At 69.6% G+C, this 16,491-nt stretch carries 11 protein-coding genes and 5 pseudogenes; 2 read left to right on the top strand and 14 right to left on the bottom strand.

Annotation, left to right across the window (positions count from 1 at the left end):
* Positions 1–126: 126 nt before the first annotated feature.
* Entirely contained in the window at positions 127–597 is a 471-nt protein-coding gene (locus DK389_RS00285; protein ID WP_236960490.1) for a response regulator, read from the top strand.
* 6 nt (positions 598–603) lie between these two features.
* On the opposite strand, the gene DK389_RS00280 is transcribed toward DK389_RS00285, so the two are convergent.
* The 12 genes and pseudogenes from DK389_RS00280 to coxB form a co-directional block, all read right to left on the bottom strand.
* Positions 604–3,489 (bottom strand): EAL domain-containing protein, encoded by a 2,886-nt coding sequence (locus DK389_RS00280; protein WP_109886713.1) that lies wholly within the window; start codon positions 3,487–3,489, stop codon positions 604–606.
* 204 nt (positions 3,490–3,693) lie between these two features.
* A pseudogene (locus DK389_RS00275) lies at positions 3,694–4,988 on the bottom strand (M16 family metallopeptidase).
* Between the two features lie 3 nt (positions 4,989–4,991).
* Positions 4,992–6,404, bottom strand: coding sequence for a threonine synthase (thrC, locus tag DK389_RS00270; protein ID WP_109886711.1), 1,413 nt, complete (start codon positions 6,402–6,404; stop codon positions 4,992–4,994).
* 76 nt (positions 6,405–6,480) lie between these two features.
* Positions 6,481–6,804, bottom strand: coding sequence for a DUF4864 domain-containing protein (locus DK389_RS00265; RefSeq protein ID WP_335645565.1), 324 nt, complete (start codon positions 6,802–6,804; stop codon positions 6,481–6,483).
* 153 nt (positions 6,805–6,957) lie between these two features.
* Positions 6,958–7,718, bottom strand: a pseudogene (locus DK389_RS00260) (SURF1 family protein).
* Entirely contained in the window at positions 7,715–8,056 is a 342-nt protein-coding gene (locus tag DK389_RS00255; RefSeq protein ID WP_109895848.1) for a DUF983 domain-containing protein, read from the bottom strand. The pseudogene DK389_RS00260 and the gene DK389_RS00255 overlap by 4 nt, the downstream one beginning before the upstream one ends.
* Before the next feature lie 234 nt (positions 8,057–8,290).
* Positions 8,291–9,147 (bottom strand): annotated as a pseudogene (locus tag DK389_RS00250) (cytochrome c oxidase subunit 3).
* Positions 9,148–9,285: 138 nt separating this feature from the next.
* Positions 9,286–9,896, bottom strand: a pseudogene (locus tag DK389_RS00245) (cytochrome c oxidase assembly protein).
* Positions 9,897–9,912: 16 nt separating this feature from the next.
* Positions 9,913–10,077 carry a hypothetical protein gene (locus DK389_RS33310; protein ID WP_165937747.1) on the bottom strand — a complete coding sequence of 55 codons (165 nt, stop codon included), beginning with the start codon at positions 10,075–10,077 and terminating at the stop codon, positions 9,913–9,915.
* A gap of 15 nt (positions 10,078–10,092) precedes the next feature.
* A pseudogene (locus DK389_RS00240) lies at positions 10,093–11,057 on the bottom strand (heme o synthase).
* Between the two features lie 168 nt (positions 11,058–11,225).
* Positions 11,226–12,854 (bottom strand): cytochrome c oxidase subunit I, encoded by a 1,629-nt coding sequence (gene ctaD, locus DK389_RS00235; protein ID WP_109886709.1) that lies wholly within the window; start codon positions 12,852–12,854, stop codon positions 11,226–11,228.
* An 85-nt stretch (positions 12,855–12,939) separates the two neighbouring features.
* Positions 12,940–13,776 carry a cytochrome c oxidase subunit II gene (coxB, locus tag DK389_RS00230; RefSeq protein ID WP_109886707.1) on the bottom strand — a complete coding sequence of 279 codons (837 nt, stop codon included), beginning with the start codon at positions 13,774–13,776 and terminating at the stop codon, positions 12,940–12,942.
* Between the two features lie 356 nt (positions 13,777–14,132).
* On the opposite strand from coxB, the gene fdhD reads away from it, so the two are divergent.
* Entirely contained in the window at positions 14,133–14,981 is an 849-nt protein-coding gene (gene fdhD / locus DK389_RS00225; protein WP_109886705.1) for a formate dehydrogenase accessory sulfurtransferase FdhD, read from the top strand.
* A 148-nt stretch (positions 14,982–15,129) separates the two neighbouring features.
* Here fdhD and DK389_RS33660 read toward each other — a convergent pair whose 3' ends face one another.
* Complete coding sequence (locus DK389_RS33660; RefSeq protein WP_109886703.1) at positions 15,130–15,693, bottom strand: hypothetical protein; 564 nt, start codon at positions 15,691–15,693, stop codon at positions 15,130–15,132.
* Between the two features lie 468 nt (positions 15,694–16,161).
* On the bottom strand, positions 16,162–16,284 hold the full coding sequence (locus DK389_RS34880; protein ID WP_257791925.1) for a hypothetical protein: 123 nt from the start codon (positions 16,282–16,284) through the stop codon (positions 16,162–16,164).
* Positions 16,285–16,491: the final 207 nt, after the last annotated feature.

Genomic DNA, 16,491 nt, shown 5'->3' with positions numbered 1-16,491 from the left:
TTCGGCGATGCGGGAAGGTTCCCGCGAGCCAGCAAAAATAAATCCTTCGGCTGGCCGCGTCGGAGGCTTCGGAGCGCGTTGACGCGCCCCTGCCACGGTCGCATCCTGGCAGCGGAGCGCGGCAGTGTGAGCGACACGGCACTGGAGGCCGAAGCTGCCCCGTCCCGGACATTTCGCACGACACGGAACGAGCGTCAGCTCGCTCAGGCGCAGGCTTGGGGGCGATCGATGTTGACTGGCCGGCGGGTGCTCATCGTGGAGGACGAGATCCTGATCGCGATGGAACTCATGGACATCGTCGAGGACGTGAACGGGCGCGTCGTCGGCCCGGTGCGCACGAACCGCGACGCGATCCGACTGATCGAGCACGAGCACCTCGATGCCGCCATCCTCGACCTCAACCTCGCCGACGGCGAAGCGACCCCGGCCGCCCATCGTCTCATCGCGGCGCGGGTGCCGGTCCTCGTCTGCACGGCGGGCGTGCTGCCGCGGGAGATGCGCCTCGCTTGGCCGGACCTGCCGATTCAGCGCAAGCCCGTGGAGCCCCGGCGCCTCGTCGCGGCGCTGGCATCCCTCTGCGAGCGCGCCCCGGCCTGACAACCCTCAGGCCGCTTCCGGCGCCGCGCCGACGAGCTGGCGGGCTTGGTGCATCGTCATCGGCTCACCGAAGGCGTAGCCCTGCGCGTACTCGCAGCCGAGTTCGGCGAGCGCCTGCGCGTCGGCCTCCGACTCGGCGCCCTCCGCCACGATGGCGAGGCCGAGTTCCGTCGCCATCTTCACGATCGAGCGCAGGATCACGGTCTTGCCGGACGCCATCTGGCGCACGAAGGACTGGTCGATCTTGATCGTGTCGAAGGGGAAGCGCTGCAGGTAGGACAGGGATGAGTAGCCGGTGCCGAAATCGTCGAGGGAGAGGCCGGCGCCGAGGTCGTGGATGCGGGCGAGCATCTGGGCGGCGTATTCCGGATTCTCCATCACGAGGCTCTCGGTGAGCTCGAGCTTCAGGGAGCCCGGCAGCACGCCGGAGCGGGCCAGCACCGTCTTCACGTCGTGCAGGAGGTCGTGGCGGAGAAGCTGGCGCGACGAGACGTTCACACTCGCAAAGATCGGCGGCTCGACGTCGAGCGAGCGCTGCCAAGCGGCGAGTTCCAGCGCCGTGCGCTCCATCGCGAAGATGCCGAGATTGACGATGAAGCCGCTCTCCTCGGCGATCGGGATGAACGTCGAGGGTGGGATGCGGCCGAGCTTCGGGTGGTCCCAGCGCAGGAGCGCCTCGAAGCCCGCCACCGTGCGGTCCTCCAGCCGGACGATCGGCTGGAACAGCACCTTGATCTCGTTGCGCTCGATCGCCCGGCGCAGGTCGCTCTCCAACATCAGCCGGTCCGAGCGCTCGTTGCGCATGTGGGCGCGGAACACCTCGATGCGATCGCCGCCGCCGCGCTTGGCCTGGACCATGGCAATCTCGGCGTTCTTGAAGACCTCGTCGCGCTTGAGTGCCGCGCCGGTCTCGTGCAGCGCGATGCCGACCGAGACGGTGAGGAAGATCTCGCGGTCCGCGTAGGTGATCGGTGTGGCGATGGCCCGGCGGATCATCTCGGCGAAGGCCAGGATCCGGTCGGGCTCGCGCTCGGAGAGGAGGATCACGGCGAATTCGTCGCCCGCGACCCGGGCCAACGTGTCCTGCGGGCGCAGCAGGCGGCCGAGGCGGCGGGACAGGGTGAGAAGGATCGAATCGCCGGCCGACAACCCGATCGCGTCGTTGATCGCCTTGAACCGGTCGATGTCGAGAACGATCACCGTGGGCTTGAGGCGCGGATCCTGGCTCGCGAAGGCGAGCGCCGCGTCGAGGCGGTCGCCGAACAGCTCGCGGTTCGGCAGGCCGGTGAGGCTGTCGTGCACAGCATCGTGCAGCAGGCGCTCCTCGGCGGTCTTGATCTCGGTCACGTCGGCGATGGTGCCGACGATGCGGATCACCTCGCCGTCCGAGCCGATCACGGGGCGCGCCTTCAGCCGGTACCAGAAATAGGCGCCGGAGGCCGCGCGCAGCCGAAAATCGTGGACGATGCGGCCGCGCCGCTCCTCGATCACCGTGTCGAGGGCCGCCGAGTAACGCTCGATGTCGAAAGGGTGGAGGAGGTTGAGCCAGTTGGCGGCCGGCCCTTCCAGGGCCCCGCGCTTGAGGCCGAGCTGGCCCTCGATCTCCTGGCCGGCGAAGACGCGGTCGCCCGGCACGTCCCAGTCGAACACCACGTCGCCGGCGCCCGTGAGCGCGAGCGCGCGCCGCTCGGTGTCGGAGACGAGGGCGTGAGTGAGGCCGCCACCCGCGAAGGCGTGCTGCATCACCGTGAAGCCGATCAGCATGACGACGAGGACGAGGCCGCCGATCAGCGCCGGCTGCACGAGGTCCGAGCCGATCTGGCCCGTGATGGCGAAGCCCGCCGCCACCACCCAGACGAGGAGCAGGGCCCAGGTCGGCACGAGGAGGATGGCGCGGTCGTAGCCGTTATGCGCGGCGAGGTAGACGATCAGCAGCAGGCCGACGCCGGCCACCGCCGCGATCGAGATGCGCGCGACGCCCGCCGCCACCGGCGGATCGAACACCGCGAGGCCGACGAGTCCGGCGAGGAAGGCGAGCCAGAAGAAGGCGACGTGGCTGTAGCGCACGTGCCAGCGGGCGAGGTTCAGGTACGCGAACAGAAAGACGAGGAGGGTCGCGCCGAGTATCGCCTCGGCAGAGGCCCGGTAGACCCGCTCGGCCACCTCGGTGACGGGAAAGACCCGCTGCAGGAAGCCGAAATCGATGCAGGCGTAGGCGAGCACCGCCCAGGCGAGCGCGGCGGCCGCGGGAAAGATGATCGCGCCCTTCACCACGAAGATGATCGTCAGGAATAGGGCGAGCAGGCCCGCGATGCCGATGATGATGCCCTTGTAGAGCGTCAGGCCGGTCGACTTCTTGCGGTAGGCCTCCTGATCCCAGAGGTAGACCTGCGGGATGTTCGGCCCCCTGAGCTCAGCCACGAAGGTGACGGTCGTGCCGGGATCGAGGGTGATGACGAACTGGTCGGCCTCGGGGTTCTCGTCCCGCTCCGGACGGATGCCCTGGCTCGCCGTGATGGCCGCGATGCGCGAACCGCCGAGATCGGGCCAGACCACGCCCGAGCCGACGAGGCGGAAATGCGGCGCGACGAGGAGGCGGTCGATCTGCTCGTCGGTGTCGTTGGTGAGCGCGAACACCATCCAGTCCGGGCGAGCGCCGGTGTCGCGCGCCTTGACCACGATGCGGCGCACGATCCCGTCCTTGCCCGGCGCCGTCGAGATCTGGATCAGGTCACCGTCCGAGCGGTAGCGCTCGATCATCGGCGTCAGGTCGATCACCGGCGCGTCGAGGGTGACCCGCACCGCCTCGACCGCGCGCGCAGGGATGCTGAGGACCAGCGATCCGACGAGGGCCGTGACGAGGGCGGCGAGGACGGTGGCGAGAATGCGCAACGGGCGTGAGTTCCGGCCGGGCGGCGGCGACGAGGCTCAGGTTTCGGGCAGTGGTAGAGGGGGCCCATCCGCGGGCAAGGCGGGCGGGCCCTGCCGGAAGAGGGCGCCCACCGCTTCCTGCCGCGACACCGGGGGAGTCGATCGCGCGCCTTTGCGGCCAAAACAAGTTGGGGACGGGCGCGGTTTCCGCTTCCCCGACGTCGCTCAGGCCGCCTTCAGCTGCGCGGCGACCTGGTCGAGGCGCGGCAGCTTGCCGATCGGGCCGATCGCGGCGAGCGTCGGCGCGCCGCCGAGGAGGGTGCGGCCGGCCGCGCGCACGTCGTCGACCGTGACCGCATCGACCTTGGCGATGACCTCGTCCGATGGAATCACCCGGCCCCAGGCGAGGAGCTGGCGGGCATTGCGCTCGATGCGCCCGCCCGGTGTCTCCAGCGCCGTGAGCAGGGCGACCTTGAGCTGCGCCTTGGCCCGCGCGAGCTCGGCCGCGTCGAGGTCGCGGGTCGCCCGCACGGTGGCCTCCAGGGTCACCTCGACGAGCTGCGGCAGGTCGCGGGCGGAGGTGCCGGCGCCGATACCGAACAGGCCGCAATCGGAGAAGGGCCAGTGGAAGGCCTGGATCTCGTAGGCGAGGCCGCGGGTCTCGCGGACCTCGTGCCAGAGCCGGGAGGTCAGGCCGCCGCCGAGCACCTGCGCGAAGATGTGCAGCGCGTAGTAGCCTTCGTCCCGGAAGGAGAGACCAGGCAAGCCGAGGACGAGATTCGCCTGCTCCAGGCGCCGCTGCAGGCGCCGCTCGCCGCCGCCGTACACGCCCGGCACCGCTTCCGGGGCGGGAGGGGCGGCAAGGCCCCCGAAATGCCGCTCGGCCGCCGCCACGATCTCATCGTGCTCGACGGCGCCGGCCGCGGCCAGCACCATGCGGTCGGGGTGTATTCGCGGGCGAGATAGCTCTCGATCGCGCCGCGATCGAAGCTCCGGATCGTCTCCGGCCGGCCGAGGATAGGGCGGCCGATCGGCTGGTCGGGGAAGGCGGCCTCGGTGAAGGCGTCGTAGACGACGTCGTCCGGGGTGTCCTCGACGGCGGCGTATTCCTGCAGGATCACGCCTTTCTCGCGGGCAAGCTCGTCCGCGTCGAAGACCGAGTTCGTGAGGATGTCGCCGATCACGTCGAGGGCGACGCCGGCATCCTCGCCGAGCACGCGGGCGGTGTAGCTCGTGCTCTCGGCACTGGTCGCCGCGTTGATCTCGCCGCCGACATTCTCGATGTCCTCGGCGATCACCCGGGCCGAGCGGCTGCGGGTGCCCTTGAACGCCATGTGCTCGAGGAGATGGCTGAGCCCATGCTCGTCCGCCTGCTCGTGGCGGGAGCCGGCACCGACCCAGACACCGAGAGTCGCCGTGGCGACGCCGGGCATCGCCTCGGTGGTCACGGTCAGGCCGTTGTCGAGGCGGCTCACCTTCAGGCCGGGCGAGGCCCCGTGCGTCGCGAAATGCCGGTTCATGGCTCAGGCGCCCTTCGTGATGCGGGCGCGCTCGCGAATGAACGACTCGACCGCGGCCTGGTCGTTGGCGACCCGGGAGACGCGCTCGGGACGGTCCATCAGGTCGGCGAGGTGGGGCGGCAGCACCGGGCGGCCGGCGCCGGTCGCCTTCACGACGGCGTCGGGAAACTTCGCCGCGTGGGCGGTCGCCAGCGCCACGACCGGGGTCGCGCGATCCGTCTCGAGGAGGCGGCGGCCGGCCCGCACGCCGATGGCGCTGTGCGGATCGAGCACCACGCCCGTCGCCGCGTAGGTCCTGGCGATCTCCTCGGTGACATCCGGCTCGGGGACGGCGACGGCGTCGAACTCGGAGCGGATCGTGGCGAGCAGCCCCTCGTCGAGGGTGAAGCCGCCCGATTGCCGGAGCCCCGCCATCAGGCGGGTCAAGGTCGCGGCGTTGCGGTCGAGCGCCTCGAAGAGCAGACGCTCGAAATTCGAGGAGATCTGGATGTCCATCGAGGGCGAGGTGGTCGGCTCGACGCCGCGGACCTCGTAGGCGCCGTGCTCCAGGGTACGGGCCAGGATATCGTTCGCGTTGGTGCCGATCATCAGGCGTTCGATCGGCAGGCCCATGCGCTTGGCGACCCAGCCGGCGAGGATGTCGCCGAAATTGCCGGTCGGCACCGCGAAGGAGATGGGCCGATGCGGCGCGCCGAGGGCCACCGCGCTGGTGAAATAGTAGACCGCCTGCGCCGCGACGCGGGCCCAGTTGATCGAGTTGACGCCCGACAGCCGCACCGAATCCGCGAAATCCGCGTGCTGGAACATCGCCTTCACGATGTTCTGGCAATCGTCGAAGGTGCCGTCGATGGCGATGGCGTGGACGTTGGCGTCCGGCACCGAGGTCATCTGCCGACGCTGCACCTCCGAGACCCGACCGTGCGGGAACAGCACGAAGACGTCGACCTGATCGAGCCCGCGAAAGGCTTCGACCGCGGCCGACCCGGTGTCGCCGGACGTCGCGCCGACGATGGTGGCCCGGGCGCCGCGGGACCGCAGCACGTGGTCCATCAGCCGCCCGAGCAGCTGCATCGCCACGTCCTTGAAGGCGAGCGTCGGGCCGTGGAAGAGCTCCAGCAGGAACAGGTTGTCGTCGAGCTGCGTCAGGGGGCAGACCGCCGGGTGGCGGAAGGTCGCATAGGACGCCTCGATCATGGAATCGAGATCCGCATCGCCGATCTCGCCGTCGATGAGCGGGCGCAGGACGCGCTTGGCCGCGTCCGCATAGCGCATGCCCGCGAGCCCCGCGATCTCGGCCTTTCCGATCTGCGGCCAGCTCTCGGGCACGTAGAGGCCGCCGTCGCGGGCGAGGCCGGCGAGGAGGGCATCGGAGAACGAGAGCGGCGCGGCTGCGCCGCGGGTCGAGACGTGAAGCAAAGGGGCCTCCGGAGAAGGCGCCCCCTCTACACGAAGCGGGCGCCCGTGTCGAAGCCGGTTCCGGCGGATCTGCCGCTCACAGCGACGTGCCCGGCTCCTTGGTCAGCCGGCAGCCGGTGATCCGCCATTCTCCGTCCGCCTGACGCTGCAGGCTGTAGGAGGCCGTCCAGTCGATGCCGTAGGAATCCTGGATCGCGACATCCTGGGAGAGCCCGTCCGCGCCGTCCTCCCGCGCCGCGCCGAAGACGAAGCTGCGATGGCGGTAGATCGCGCCGTAATTGGTACGCACCATGCCGATGAACACGTCGGGCGTCGGGAACAGGGCCTGGATCGAGGGCGCGGCGAGCGCGTAGGCCGCGGGCGCGTCGTCGCGCCCGAGGGCCTCGACCTGACGGGTGATCGCGCGCGCGCGGCCTCCCGTGCGCCGTCATCGGCTGCGAAGGCCGGCAGCGCGAGGAGGGCGAGGACGAGACAGAGGATCGCGCGCATCAGGACACTCCGCTCCGGAGGAAGGAAGTGTAAGGCGCCGTCTCATCGCGGCAAGCGGGCCCGCTCAGGCCGAGCCCGGGCCGTCCCTCAGGCGCCGCCACGCGTAGACGGAGAAGACGCCGACGAGGCAGGCCGCGATGCCGAACCACGTGAAAGCATATTGCAGGTGGTTGTTCGGCAGGTCGACGCGCAGCTGGCCGCCCCGCGGCCAGCTCGTCTGGCCCGGCGCCGCGTCGGCCTCGACGAGGAAGGGCGCCGCATCGGCAATGCCGCGGGAGGCCGCGATGCCGGCGACATCCCGGTTGAACCACTCGCCGCGGCCGGATCGGGCGCGGGCACGAACATCCCCCGCGCCTCGCTCGCCCGCAGGATGCCGGTCACCGTGGTCTCGCCCTCCACGATCCCGTCCTTGCGGTCCTCCGGGCGCTTCAGTTCGGTTGGCACAAAGCCGCGGTTGACGAGGATTGTGCCGCCCTCCGCGCGCACCAGCGGCGTGATCACGTAGTAGCCCTGCAGCGCCCGGCCCGGCGTGCCGCCCGCGGCGAGGCCGTGGACCAGGGTCTCGCGGTCGTTGAGGAAGCGCCCCGCGACGCGCACGTGCCGGAACTCGTCGCGGGCGGCATCCCACTCGGCCGGGGCGGGGAGGGGGCCTGGCTCCGCCTTCGAGCGGGCGACGATCCGGGCGATCAGCGCCTCCTTCTCGGTCTTGCGCGCGACCTGCCACGTACCGAGGCCGACGAGGATCGCGAGAGCGACGAGGGAGGCGAGCCCGGGCGCGAGAAGGTCGCGCCAGGCGGCACGGGGCGCGGCGGCGGCGTGCGTCACGGGCGGAAGCGGCCCTCCTCGGCCTTGTTGGCGTATTGCAGGGCGATCAGCATGCCCTTGAGCGGCCGCACGAGGAGCAGGCTCAGGATAAGCGTCAGCGAGACCGCCACGAGGGCGTGGACCCAGATCGGCGGCTCGTAGGTGATCTCGAGGAAGAGCGCGAGGCCGACCACGACGAGGCCGACGATCGACATCACGAAGAAGGCCGGGCCGTCGGCGGAATCGAAGCCGGAATAGTCGAGGCCGCAGGCCTCGCAGGTGGGGCGCAGCGTCAGGAACCCCTTGAAGAGGTGGCCCTTGCCGCAGCGGGGGCAGCGGCCGCGCAGGCCGGTCGGGATCGGGGCGGCAGGCCGTGGGTCGGATGCACGATCGCTCCTCGATACTGTCTCGGTCCGCGGCGATGGCCGGCTCCCCGCTTCGGGAGTGCGCGGGGCAGAGCGCGACCTCCCCGGACGGAGCCGGCCGCACCGGCCGTGGACCAACCGCCGATATGGGGATTTGGGATCCGACGCGCATGAAAAAGGGCGGCTCGCGCCGCCCTTGCCGTTGCATGCCCCGCAGGCGGTCCCGGATCAGTGGGCGGCGTGGCCGACGCCCGAGCCCCAGACGTAGATGGCGGCGAACAGGAAGAGCCAGACCACGTCGACGAAGTGCCAGTACCAGGCCGCGAACTCGAAGCCGAGGTGCTGCTGGGGGTGAACTGGCCCGCATAGGCGCGGAACAGGCAGACCGCCAGGAAGATCGTGCCGATGATGACGTGCGCGCCGTGGAAGCCCGTCGCCATGAAGAAGGTTGACGAGTAGATGCTGCCCGAGAAGCCGAAATGGGCGTGGCTGTACTCGTAGGCTTGGCAGGCGGTGAAGAGCACACCGAGGATGATCGTCAGCCACAGCCCGTATTTCAGGCCCTTGCGGTCGCCGTGCAGAAGGGCGTGGTGCGCCCAAGTCACGGTGGTGCCGGAGGTGAGCAGGATCAGCGTGTTCAGGAGCGGCAGGTGCCAGGGGTCGAACGCCTCGATGCCCTTCGGCGGCCAGACGCCGCCTGTGAAATCGACGCGGGTCGCCTGGATCGGGTCGGCGGTGTAGAGGGCCGCCTCAAAATAGGCCCAGAACCACGCGACGAAGAACATCACCTCGGAGGCGATGAACATCATCATGCCGTAGCGGTGATGGAGCTGGACGACCCGGGTGTGATCGCCGGAATTGGCCTCGTGGACGACGTCCTTCCACCAGGAGAACATGGTGTAGAGCACGCCGATCGTGCCAGCGCCGAAGATGTAGGGGCCGACGGCGAGGTTGCCGATCGAGAGGCTCTTCATCCAGAAGACGGCGCCGAACGCCATCAGGAAGCCGGACGTGGCGCCGATCAGCGGCCAGGGGCTCGGATTGAGAATGTGATAGTCGTGATTCTTGGCGTGCGCCTCGGCCATCTGTCGTTCTCTCCTACCCCGGCCCTTCGCCGTTCCCGGCCTAGGCCCTTGTTGTCGCGACCCGGAGGGCGGAACTCTCCGAACCCTCAAGCTTGGAACCCATTAGGTGCGCGGCGTGCCCTTGTCACGCGCGCGCGATCAGAAATTCGACTTCTTGCCCGCCTCTCCGCCCGTCGCAAGCGCGGCGGTCGCCGGCGCGCCGTTCTTCGAGGGGAAGTAGGTGTAGGAGAGCGTCATCTCGCTGAGATGGCTCGTGTTGGAGTCCTGACGCATGGCGGGATCGATGTAGAACACGACCGGGAAGTCGATGGTCTCGCCCGGCTGCAGCGTCTGCTCCTTGAAGCAGAAGCATTCGACCTTGACGAAGTAGCCGCCCATCAGGCTGGGTTGAACGTTGAAGGTCGCGATGCCGGTCGAGGGCGCCGGCCCCGTATTCGTCGCGCGGAAGAACACCGTCGTCGTCTCGCCGAGGCGCGCCTCGACCTTGCGGGTCTCGGCCTTGAACGACCAGGGCAGGCCGCCGCCGACATTCGTGTCGAAGCGCACGACTAAGCTGTCGTCGACGGGCGCGGCCGCGGCGCTCCGGCGGGCCCCTGGATCGGCGTGCCGTCGAACCCGGTCGCCTTGCAGAAGGCGTCGTAGAGCGGCACCGACGCGAAGGCGAGGCCGGTCATGCCCGCGACGAGGCCGGCACAAGCGAGCGCCGTGCGGTTGGCCTTCCGGTTCGGGTTGCTGCGCAGATCGGACATGGGTTTCGGGATCGGGCTAGAGCGGTCGGTTCAGGACCTGCGGCCCGAGCTTGGCGATGGTCAGGACGAAGAAGATCAGGACCATGGCGCCGAGCGCGAGGGCGATGGCGATGGAGCGCTTGCGACGGCGGCGCTCCTCCTCGGGGGTCAGCGGCCGGTAGCCGGGTAGGGGATCCTGCATCGCGGACTCGGACACTTAGACGAACGCCACCGGCCGGAACAGGCCGAGGCCCTGCTCGGCGAGCAGCGCCGAGAAGAGCAGGAACAGGTAGAGGATCGAGAAGGCGAACATGCCCATCGCCGAGCGCTTCTCGGCCTCGCCCTCGCGATGGCGGAAGACCTGGACGCTGAAGGCCAGCATGCCGAGGCCGCCGAGGGCGCCCACGATCGCGTAGAGCAGGCCGCCGAAGCCGAGGGCGACGGGGGCGAGCCCGAGGGGGGCGAGGAGCAGGGTGTAGTAGATGATCTGGCGGCGGGTCGATTGCGGGCCCGCCACGTTCGGCATCATCGGGATGCCAGCCTTGGCGTACTCGCCGGCCTTGACGAGGGCCAGCGCCCAGAAATGGGGCGGCGTCCAGATGAAGATGATCAGGAACAGCACGATCGACTCGATGCCGACCGTGCCGGAGACCACCGCCTGGCCGATCACCGGAGGGAGGCCCCGGCCGCGCCGCCGATGACGATGTTCTGCGGCGTCGCCCGCTTCAGCCACATCGAGTAGATCACGGCGTAGAAGACGATCGTGAAGGCGAGGAGGCCGGCGGCGAGCCAGTTCGCGGCGAGCCCCAGCATCAGAACAGAGCCCACCGACAGGGTCAGGCCGAAGGCGAGGGCCTCGCCGGGCTGGATGCGGCCATCCGGGATCGGACGCTTGGCGGTCCGGGTCATCACCGCGTCGATGTCGGCATCCCACCACATGTTGAGGCAGCCCGAGGCGCCCGCGCCCACCGCGATCATCAGGAGCGAGATCGCGGCGATCGCCAGGTTCACGTGGCCCTGCGAGACCACCATGCCGACGAGGGCGGTGAAGATCACGAGGACCATCACGCGGGGCTTGAGGAGGGCGAAGTAGTCCGGCACGTCGCCGCCGACGATCGACGGGGCGGGGGCGAATCCCTGTGCCTCGGCACCGATCGGCAGGCTGTTCGTCAGGCTCGTCATGATGCTCGCGGGATCTCGGGTCTCGGGTTCGGGTGGCTCGCACCGCGCCGCTTCGGCGCCGCCCCTTGCCGGATAGCCCCGAAGCGGGGCCGTGAGGCTATCCGGGAAAGAGCGAGGACCGCCGGGGCGGTCCTCGCGAGGGTCTCGACGGGTCGGAGATCCCGACCGTCAGTGGTGGCCCGGCTCGTCGACGATGCGGGGCAGCGTCTCGAACTGGTGGAAGGGCGGCGGCGAGGACAGGGTCCATTCCAGCGTCGTCGCACCCTCACCCCACGGGTTGTCCGCGGCGCGGGTCTTCGAGCGGAAGGCGAGGACGACGCCGATCACGAAGACGATCATGCCGAGCGCGAAGATGTGCCCGCCCCAGGTCGCGACCTTGTGCCAGCCGGCGAAGGCCTCCGGATAGTCGGCGTAGCGGCGCGGCATGCCGGCAAGCCCGAGGAAGTGCATCGGGAAGAACAGGACATTCGCGCCGATGAAGGCCAGCCAGAAGTGCAGCTTGCCGGCCCATTCCGGGATGACGTGGCCAGTCATCTTCGGGAACCAGTAGTAGACGCCGGCGAAGATGATGAACACGGCGCCGAGCGAGAGCACGTAGTGGAAGTGAGCCACGACGTAGTAGGTGTCGTGCAGGTACTTATCGACCGCCGAGTTCGCCAGAACGACGCCGGTGACGCCGCCGACCGTGAACAGGAAGATGAAGCCGACCGCCCAGTGCATGGCGGCGGTGAAGCGGATCGAGCCACCCCACATCGTCGCGATCCACGAGAAGATCTTCACGCCGGTGGGCACCGCGATGACCATCGTGGCGAAGACGAAGTACGATTGCGTCTGCAGGCTGAGGCCGACCGTGTACATGTGGTGGGCCCACACGACGAAGCCGACGACGCCAATCGCGACCATCGCGTAGGCCATCGCGAGGTAGCCGAAGACCGGCTTCTTCGAGAAGGTGGCGATGATGTGCGAGACGATGCCGAAGGCCGGCAGGATCATGATGTACACTTCGGGGTGGCCGAAGAACCAGAACAGGTGCTGGTAGAGAATCGGATCGCCGCCGCCGGCCGGATCGAAGAACGTCGTGCCGAAGTTGCGGTCGGTCAGCAGCATCGTGATCGCGCCGGCGAGAACCGGGAGCGACAGGAGCAGCAGGAAGGCGGTGACGAGCTCGGCCCAGGCGAAGAGCGGCATCTTATGCAGCGTCATGCCGGGGGCGCGCATGTTGAGGATCGTCGTGATGAAGTTGATCGCGCCGAGGATCGAGCCCGCGCCCGAAAGGTGCAGGGCGAAGATGGCGAAGTCGACGGCGGGCCCGGGATGGCCAGCGGTCGAGAGCGGCGGGTAGACGGTCCAGCCCGTGCCGGCGCCGGACGCGCCCGGCGCGCCCTCGACGAAGAGCGAGCAGAGCAGGCTGCAGAAGCCCGCCACGGTCAGCCAGAACGAGATGTTGTTCATGCGCGGGAACGCCATGTCCGGCGCGCCGATCATGAGCGGCACGAACCAGTTGCCGAAGCCGCCGATGAGTGCCGGCATCACCATGAAGAACACCATGATGAGGCCGTGGCCGGTCACGAACACGTTGTAGGTGGCCGGGTTCGAGAAGTACTGCAGGCCGGGCTCCTCCATCTCCATGCGGATGCCGAAGGAGAGGAACGCGCCGATGATGCCGGCGCTGAAGGCGAACAGCAGGTAGAGCGTGCCGATGTCCTTGTGGTTCGTGGAGAGGAACCAGCGCGCGAAGAAGGAGGGTTTGTGATCGGCGTGGGCGTCATGCCCCGCATGTGCTGCGGCGGTAGCCATCGATGCTGACCTTGCTCGTTTTCTCGTAATCTCTCGAATGGGTGCGATCGGAGCCGGCTCAGCCGGCCCCGATGGGGCCGCGCCGCTAGCGGGCGTCGGCGAGCTTGGAGCCGTCGTCGAGGCGGGCGTACTTGGTCTTCGCCTCGGTGAGCCACTGGGCGTAGGCCTCGTCGCTCACGACGCGAACGGTGATCGGCATGTAGGCGTGGCGCTGGCCGCAGAGCTCGGAGCACTGGCCGTGATAGGTGCCCTCGCGGTCGGCCTTGAACCAGAACTGGTTGAGGCGGCCGGGCACGGCGTCAATCTTGAAGCCGAAGGACGGGACAGCCCAGGAATGGAGCACGTCGGCGGCGGTGACCTGGACCTTCACGATCTTGTTCACCGGCACGACCATGTCGTTGTCGGTTCCGAGAAGCTTGGGCTGCTTGTCCTCGTCGAGGTTGGCGTCGAAGGCGAAGCCGCCGCCTTGGTCGGCCGGGTACTCGTAGGACCAGTACCAGGCGTGGCCGATGACCTTCACGATCACGTCGGCCTTCGGGTCGGAGAGCTGGGTGCGCAGGAGGCGGAAGGAGGGAATCGCCACCGCGACGAGGATGAGGACGGGGACGATCGTCCAGGCGACCTCAATCAGGGTGTTGTGCGTGGTCTTCGAGGGGACCGGGTTCGCCTTCTCGCTGAAGCGGTAGATGCAGTAGACGATCAGCGCCAGCACGAAGAGGGAGATGCCGAGCGAGAGCCAGTGCAGGGCGACCTCGAAATGCAGGATGTGCCGGGCGTTCTCGGTGACGGGCACCTGGCGGTCCATCTGCCAGGGCTCCGGCTGGCCGATTCCGGCCGCGAGAGCCGGGGTGGACGAGGCCAGGATGGCGCCGAGGGCGGCGAGCCCCCATGTTGAGCGAGTGTGCGTCTTCGCCGTCCGCATGTGCCTTCTCGTGGCTCCCCTGGCTTGACCTTATCGGCCGACCGCCCGCGCCCCGATTGTCCCGGGGTCGCCGCGTTGCTGTGGTGACGTGGCAGGACGTCGGCGGGCGTGAGCACCCGGCCGGCTTCCGATCGCGGTGTCAGACCACAAGGAACGTCAAGGTGCAACCGCAACAGCGTCGCATCGGGTGTTTTCTTAGGCTGGTTCCAAGGTTTCGGCCGCATTCCCATCCGCGGCGCGAAGCGGCTCCGCGGCGGGCGGGACACGGCGTCGCACGTGGCGGCGGATCGACGGCGGCGCCCGCGGGGGACCGTTGCTATATGTCCCTCATCGCCCCCGATCGCTGACGGATTCGCATGCACACCACCGAACAGAGCGACGCCGAGACAATCTTGCCCGACACGGCGATGCGCGTGCCGACCCAGGTCATCGCCTACGAGGATCCCGCACCGCGTGACGACATGCGTCCCCTCGCCGTCGAGACGCCGGTCAACCTCGTCTACGGCAGCATGCCCTACGCGGTGATGATGACGAGCCCCTCGGATCTCGAGGATTTCGCCTACGGCTTCAGCCTGACGGAGGGCATCGTCGCCTCCGCGGACGAGATCCGCTCCGCCCGGGTCGAGGCCGGGGAGGGGGGCCTGCGGCTGCTGGTCGATCTCGTGCCCGGCCGGTTGCGCGAGCATCTGGCCCGCAAACGCGCCATCAGCGGTCGCACGGGCTGTGGGGTCTGCGGTATCGACGACCTCGCAGCGCTTCCCGTGGCCGAGCCGCGGGAGGCTCCGCGCACCCGCGTCTCCATGCGGGCGATCAGCGCGGCGCTCACCACGCTCGGACCTGCCCAGATCCTCAACCGGGAGACGCGGGCCGTCCACGCCGCCGCCTGGGTCCGCCTCGACGGGAGCCTCGTCGCGGTGCGCGAGGATGTCGGTCGCCACAACGCCCTCGACAAGCTGATCGGGGCGATGATCCGCGCCGGCACCGACCCGGCCGCGGGCTTCCTCGTCATCACGAGCCGCTGCTCGTTCGAGATGGTCGAGAAGGCGGCCCATTTCGGGGCGGCCGTGCTCGTGGCGATCTCGGCGCCGACCTCTCTCGCCCTCGACCGGGCGAAGCTGCACGGCATGACGATGTGCGCCATCGCCCGATCGGACACGCTTACCGTCTTCACGGGCCGCGAGCGCCTGATCCTCGAGGGCGCGTGACGGTCGCCGGCGATCGGGCGTGGGCCCTTTTCCCGTTCGGGAAAGGGTGGCGGCAGATCCGGAGAGGTCGCATCCCCGACCCGGTCGGCTTTGCCGACTCGACCTCTCCCGAACGGGAGAGGTGGGGCGCATGCCTCACCCGGCCGCCTCAGTCCGTGCTGCCGCCCTCGGCCGACGGACGTGTCACGACGGTGGCGCCACCGATCACCCGGACGTTGCGCTTGCCCTCCGGGGGCGGATCCTGCCAGCCGGAGGTGCCAGGCTTCTGTTCGGCCTCCGCGGCCTTGCCATCGGCCGCCTTCGGCTCCACGGCCTCCTTCGGCGGCGGCTGCACGGCGGCGGGTGTATGGGCGGCGGGGGCGGCCTTCGGCGGCTCGACCGCGGCGACCGGCGTCTCGCGGCCCTCGGGTGCCTTCACCTCCGACGGCTTCGCCGGATCCTGAGGCTTGGCCGGATCCTGAGGCTTCGCGGCCTCCTTCGCAGTCTCTCGGGGCCCGTCCCGCTGCGCCTCTGCCGGCTTCAGGCTCGGCTGCGGCGCCTCGGGGGCGGTCCTTACCATCGGACGAGCCTCGCCCGGCCTCTGCGCGCCGGCCGGAGGCGAAGCGAGCCGGGCCGAGCGGCGCTGCGGCTCCGAGCGGATCTTCGCGTCGGCGTTCACGCCCAGAGGGTTCGCGCCGAGCGCGTGCGCGTCGGGCTGCTCGCGGCGCGGCAAGGGCGCCGCCTCCGCGCGGCCGTAGAGCTCGGGCCGCGGGGGACGATGCGGCCGCCGGGCTGGGGAATGTCGGCCGGGGCACGAGACGCGCGTCGGCCTCGGTCCAGCCGTAGCCCGGCGCGGGCCGCACAAGCCGTGCGACCGGCGCCGGATCGAGCCGCTGGCGCCCGACGACGGCGCCGTCGCGGGCATCGACGAAGAGGCGCACCCGCACCCCGTTGGGCGCGAAGGCCTCGACGACGTAGTCCCGTCCGTCGAAGCGGGGCCGCGAGAACCCGCTGAAGCCGCGGTCGCTGAGGCGCCACGTCACGGCGCGCGGCGAGAGGATCTCGTCCTCGTAGACGTATTGCGCCTGTGCCGCGCCCGCGTTCAGCAGCAGGATCCCACCCGCCAGTGCGGCCCGGACATGCCGGCCGATTCCGTTCACGTTGCCTTGGGCTCGTGCCGCCATGTCGCCTCGTCCCGTTCTCACTCGGGGAAACCTCTCGGCCGGGCGAAGATCCTGTGGCTCGGGCGTCGCGCCCGGCGCGTGCCGAAAGCCCGCTTGTCCCGCGGGTCCTTCGGCGTCCCGGCGAGGTCGTTGCCCCGCATGCCGCTTGTGCTCGGCAAGACTTTGTTAACGCAAGGATTGGGGCGACATTGCGGGCCAATCCGGGCGGGAGCCGGGTCGGCCGGCCGCGCGCGGGACGCCCGCCCTGCGGCGATTGATCCACCGTGCGCAGATGCGTCATGCATCGGTTTCGGACGCTCGCGCTCGCGCGGCCCCTTGCTGGAACGGTTGAAATCTGTCACGTTCCG

This window comes from Methylobacterium durans (assembly GCF_003173715.1).
In the GTDB taxonomy this organism is placed as follows: Bacteria; Pseudomonadota; Alphaproteobacteria; order Rhizobiales; family Beijerinckiaceae; genus Methylobacterium; species Methylobacterium durans.
This window is presented reverse-complemented; position numbering and strand designations above follow the sequence as displayed.

Excerpts from the sequence above, each read along its gene's own strand:
- ctaD (WP_109886709.1), bottom strand. The coding sequence starts at position 12,854 with ATGGCTACCGCCGCAGCACATGCGGGGCATGACGCCCACGCCGATCAC.
- coxB (WP_109886707.1), bottom strand. The coding sequence starts at position 13,776 with ATGCGGACGGCGAAGACGCACACTCGCTCAACATGGGGGCTCGCCGCC.
- DK389_RS33310 (WP_165937747.1), bottom strand. The coding sequence starts at position 10,077 with ATGCAGGATCCCCTACCCGGCTACCGGCCGCTGACCCCCGAGGAGGAG.
- fdhD (WP_109886705.1), top strand. The coding sequence starts at position 14,133 with ATGCACACCACCGAACAGAGCGACGCCGAGACAATCTTGCCCGACACG.
- DK389_RS34880 (WP_257791925.1), bottom strand. The coding sequence starts at position 16,284 with ATGCGGGGCAACGACCTCGCCGGGACGCCGAAGGACCCGCGGGACAAG.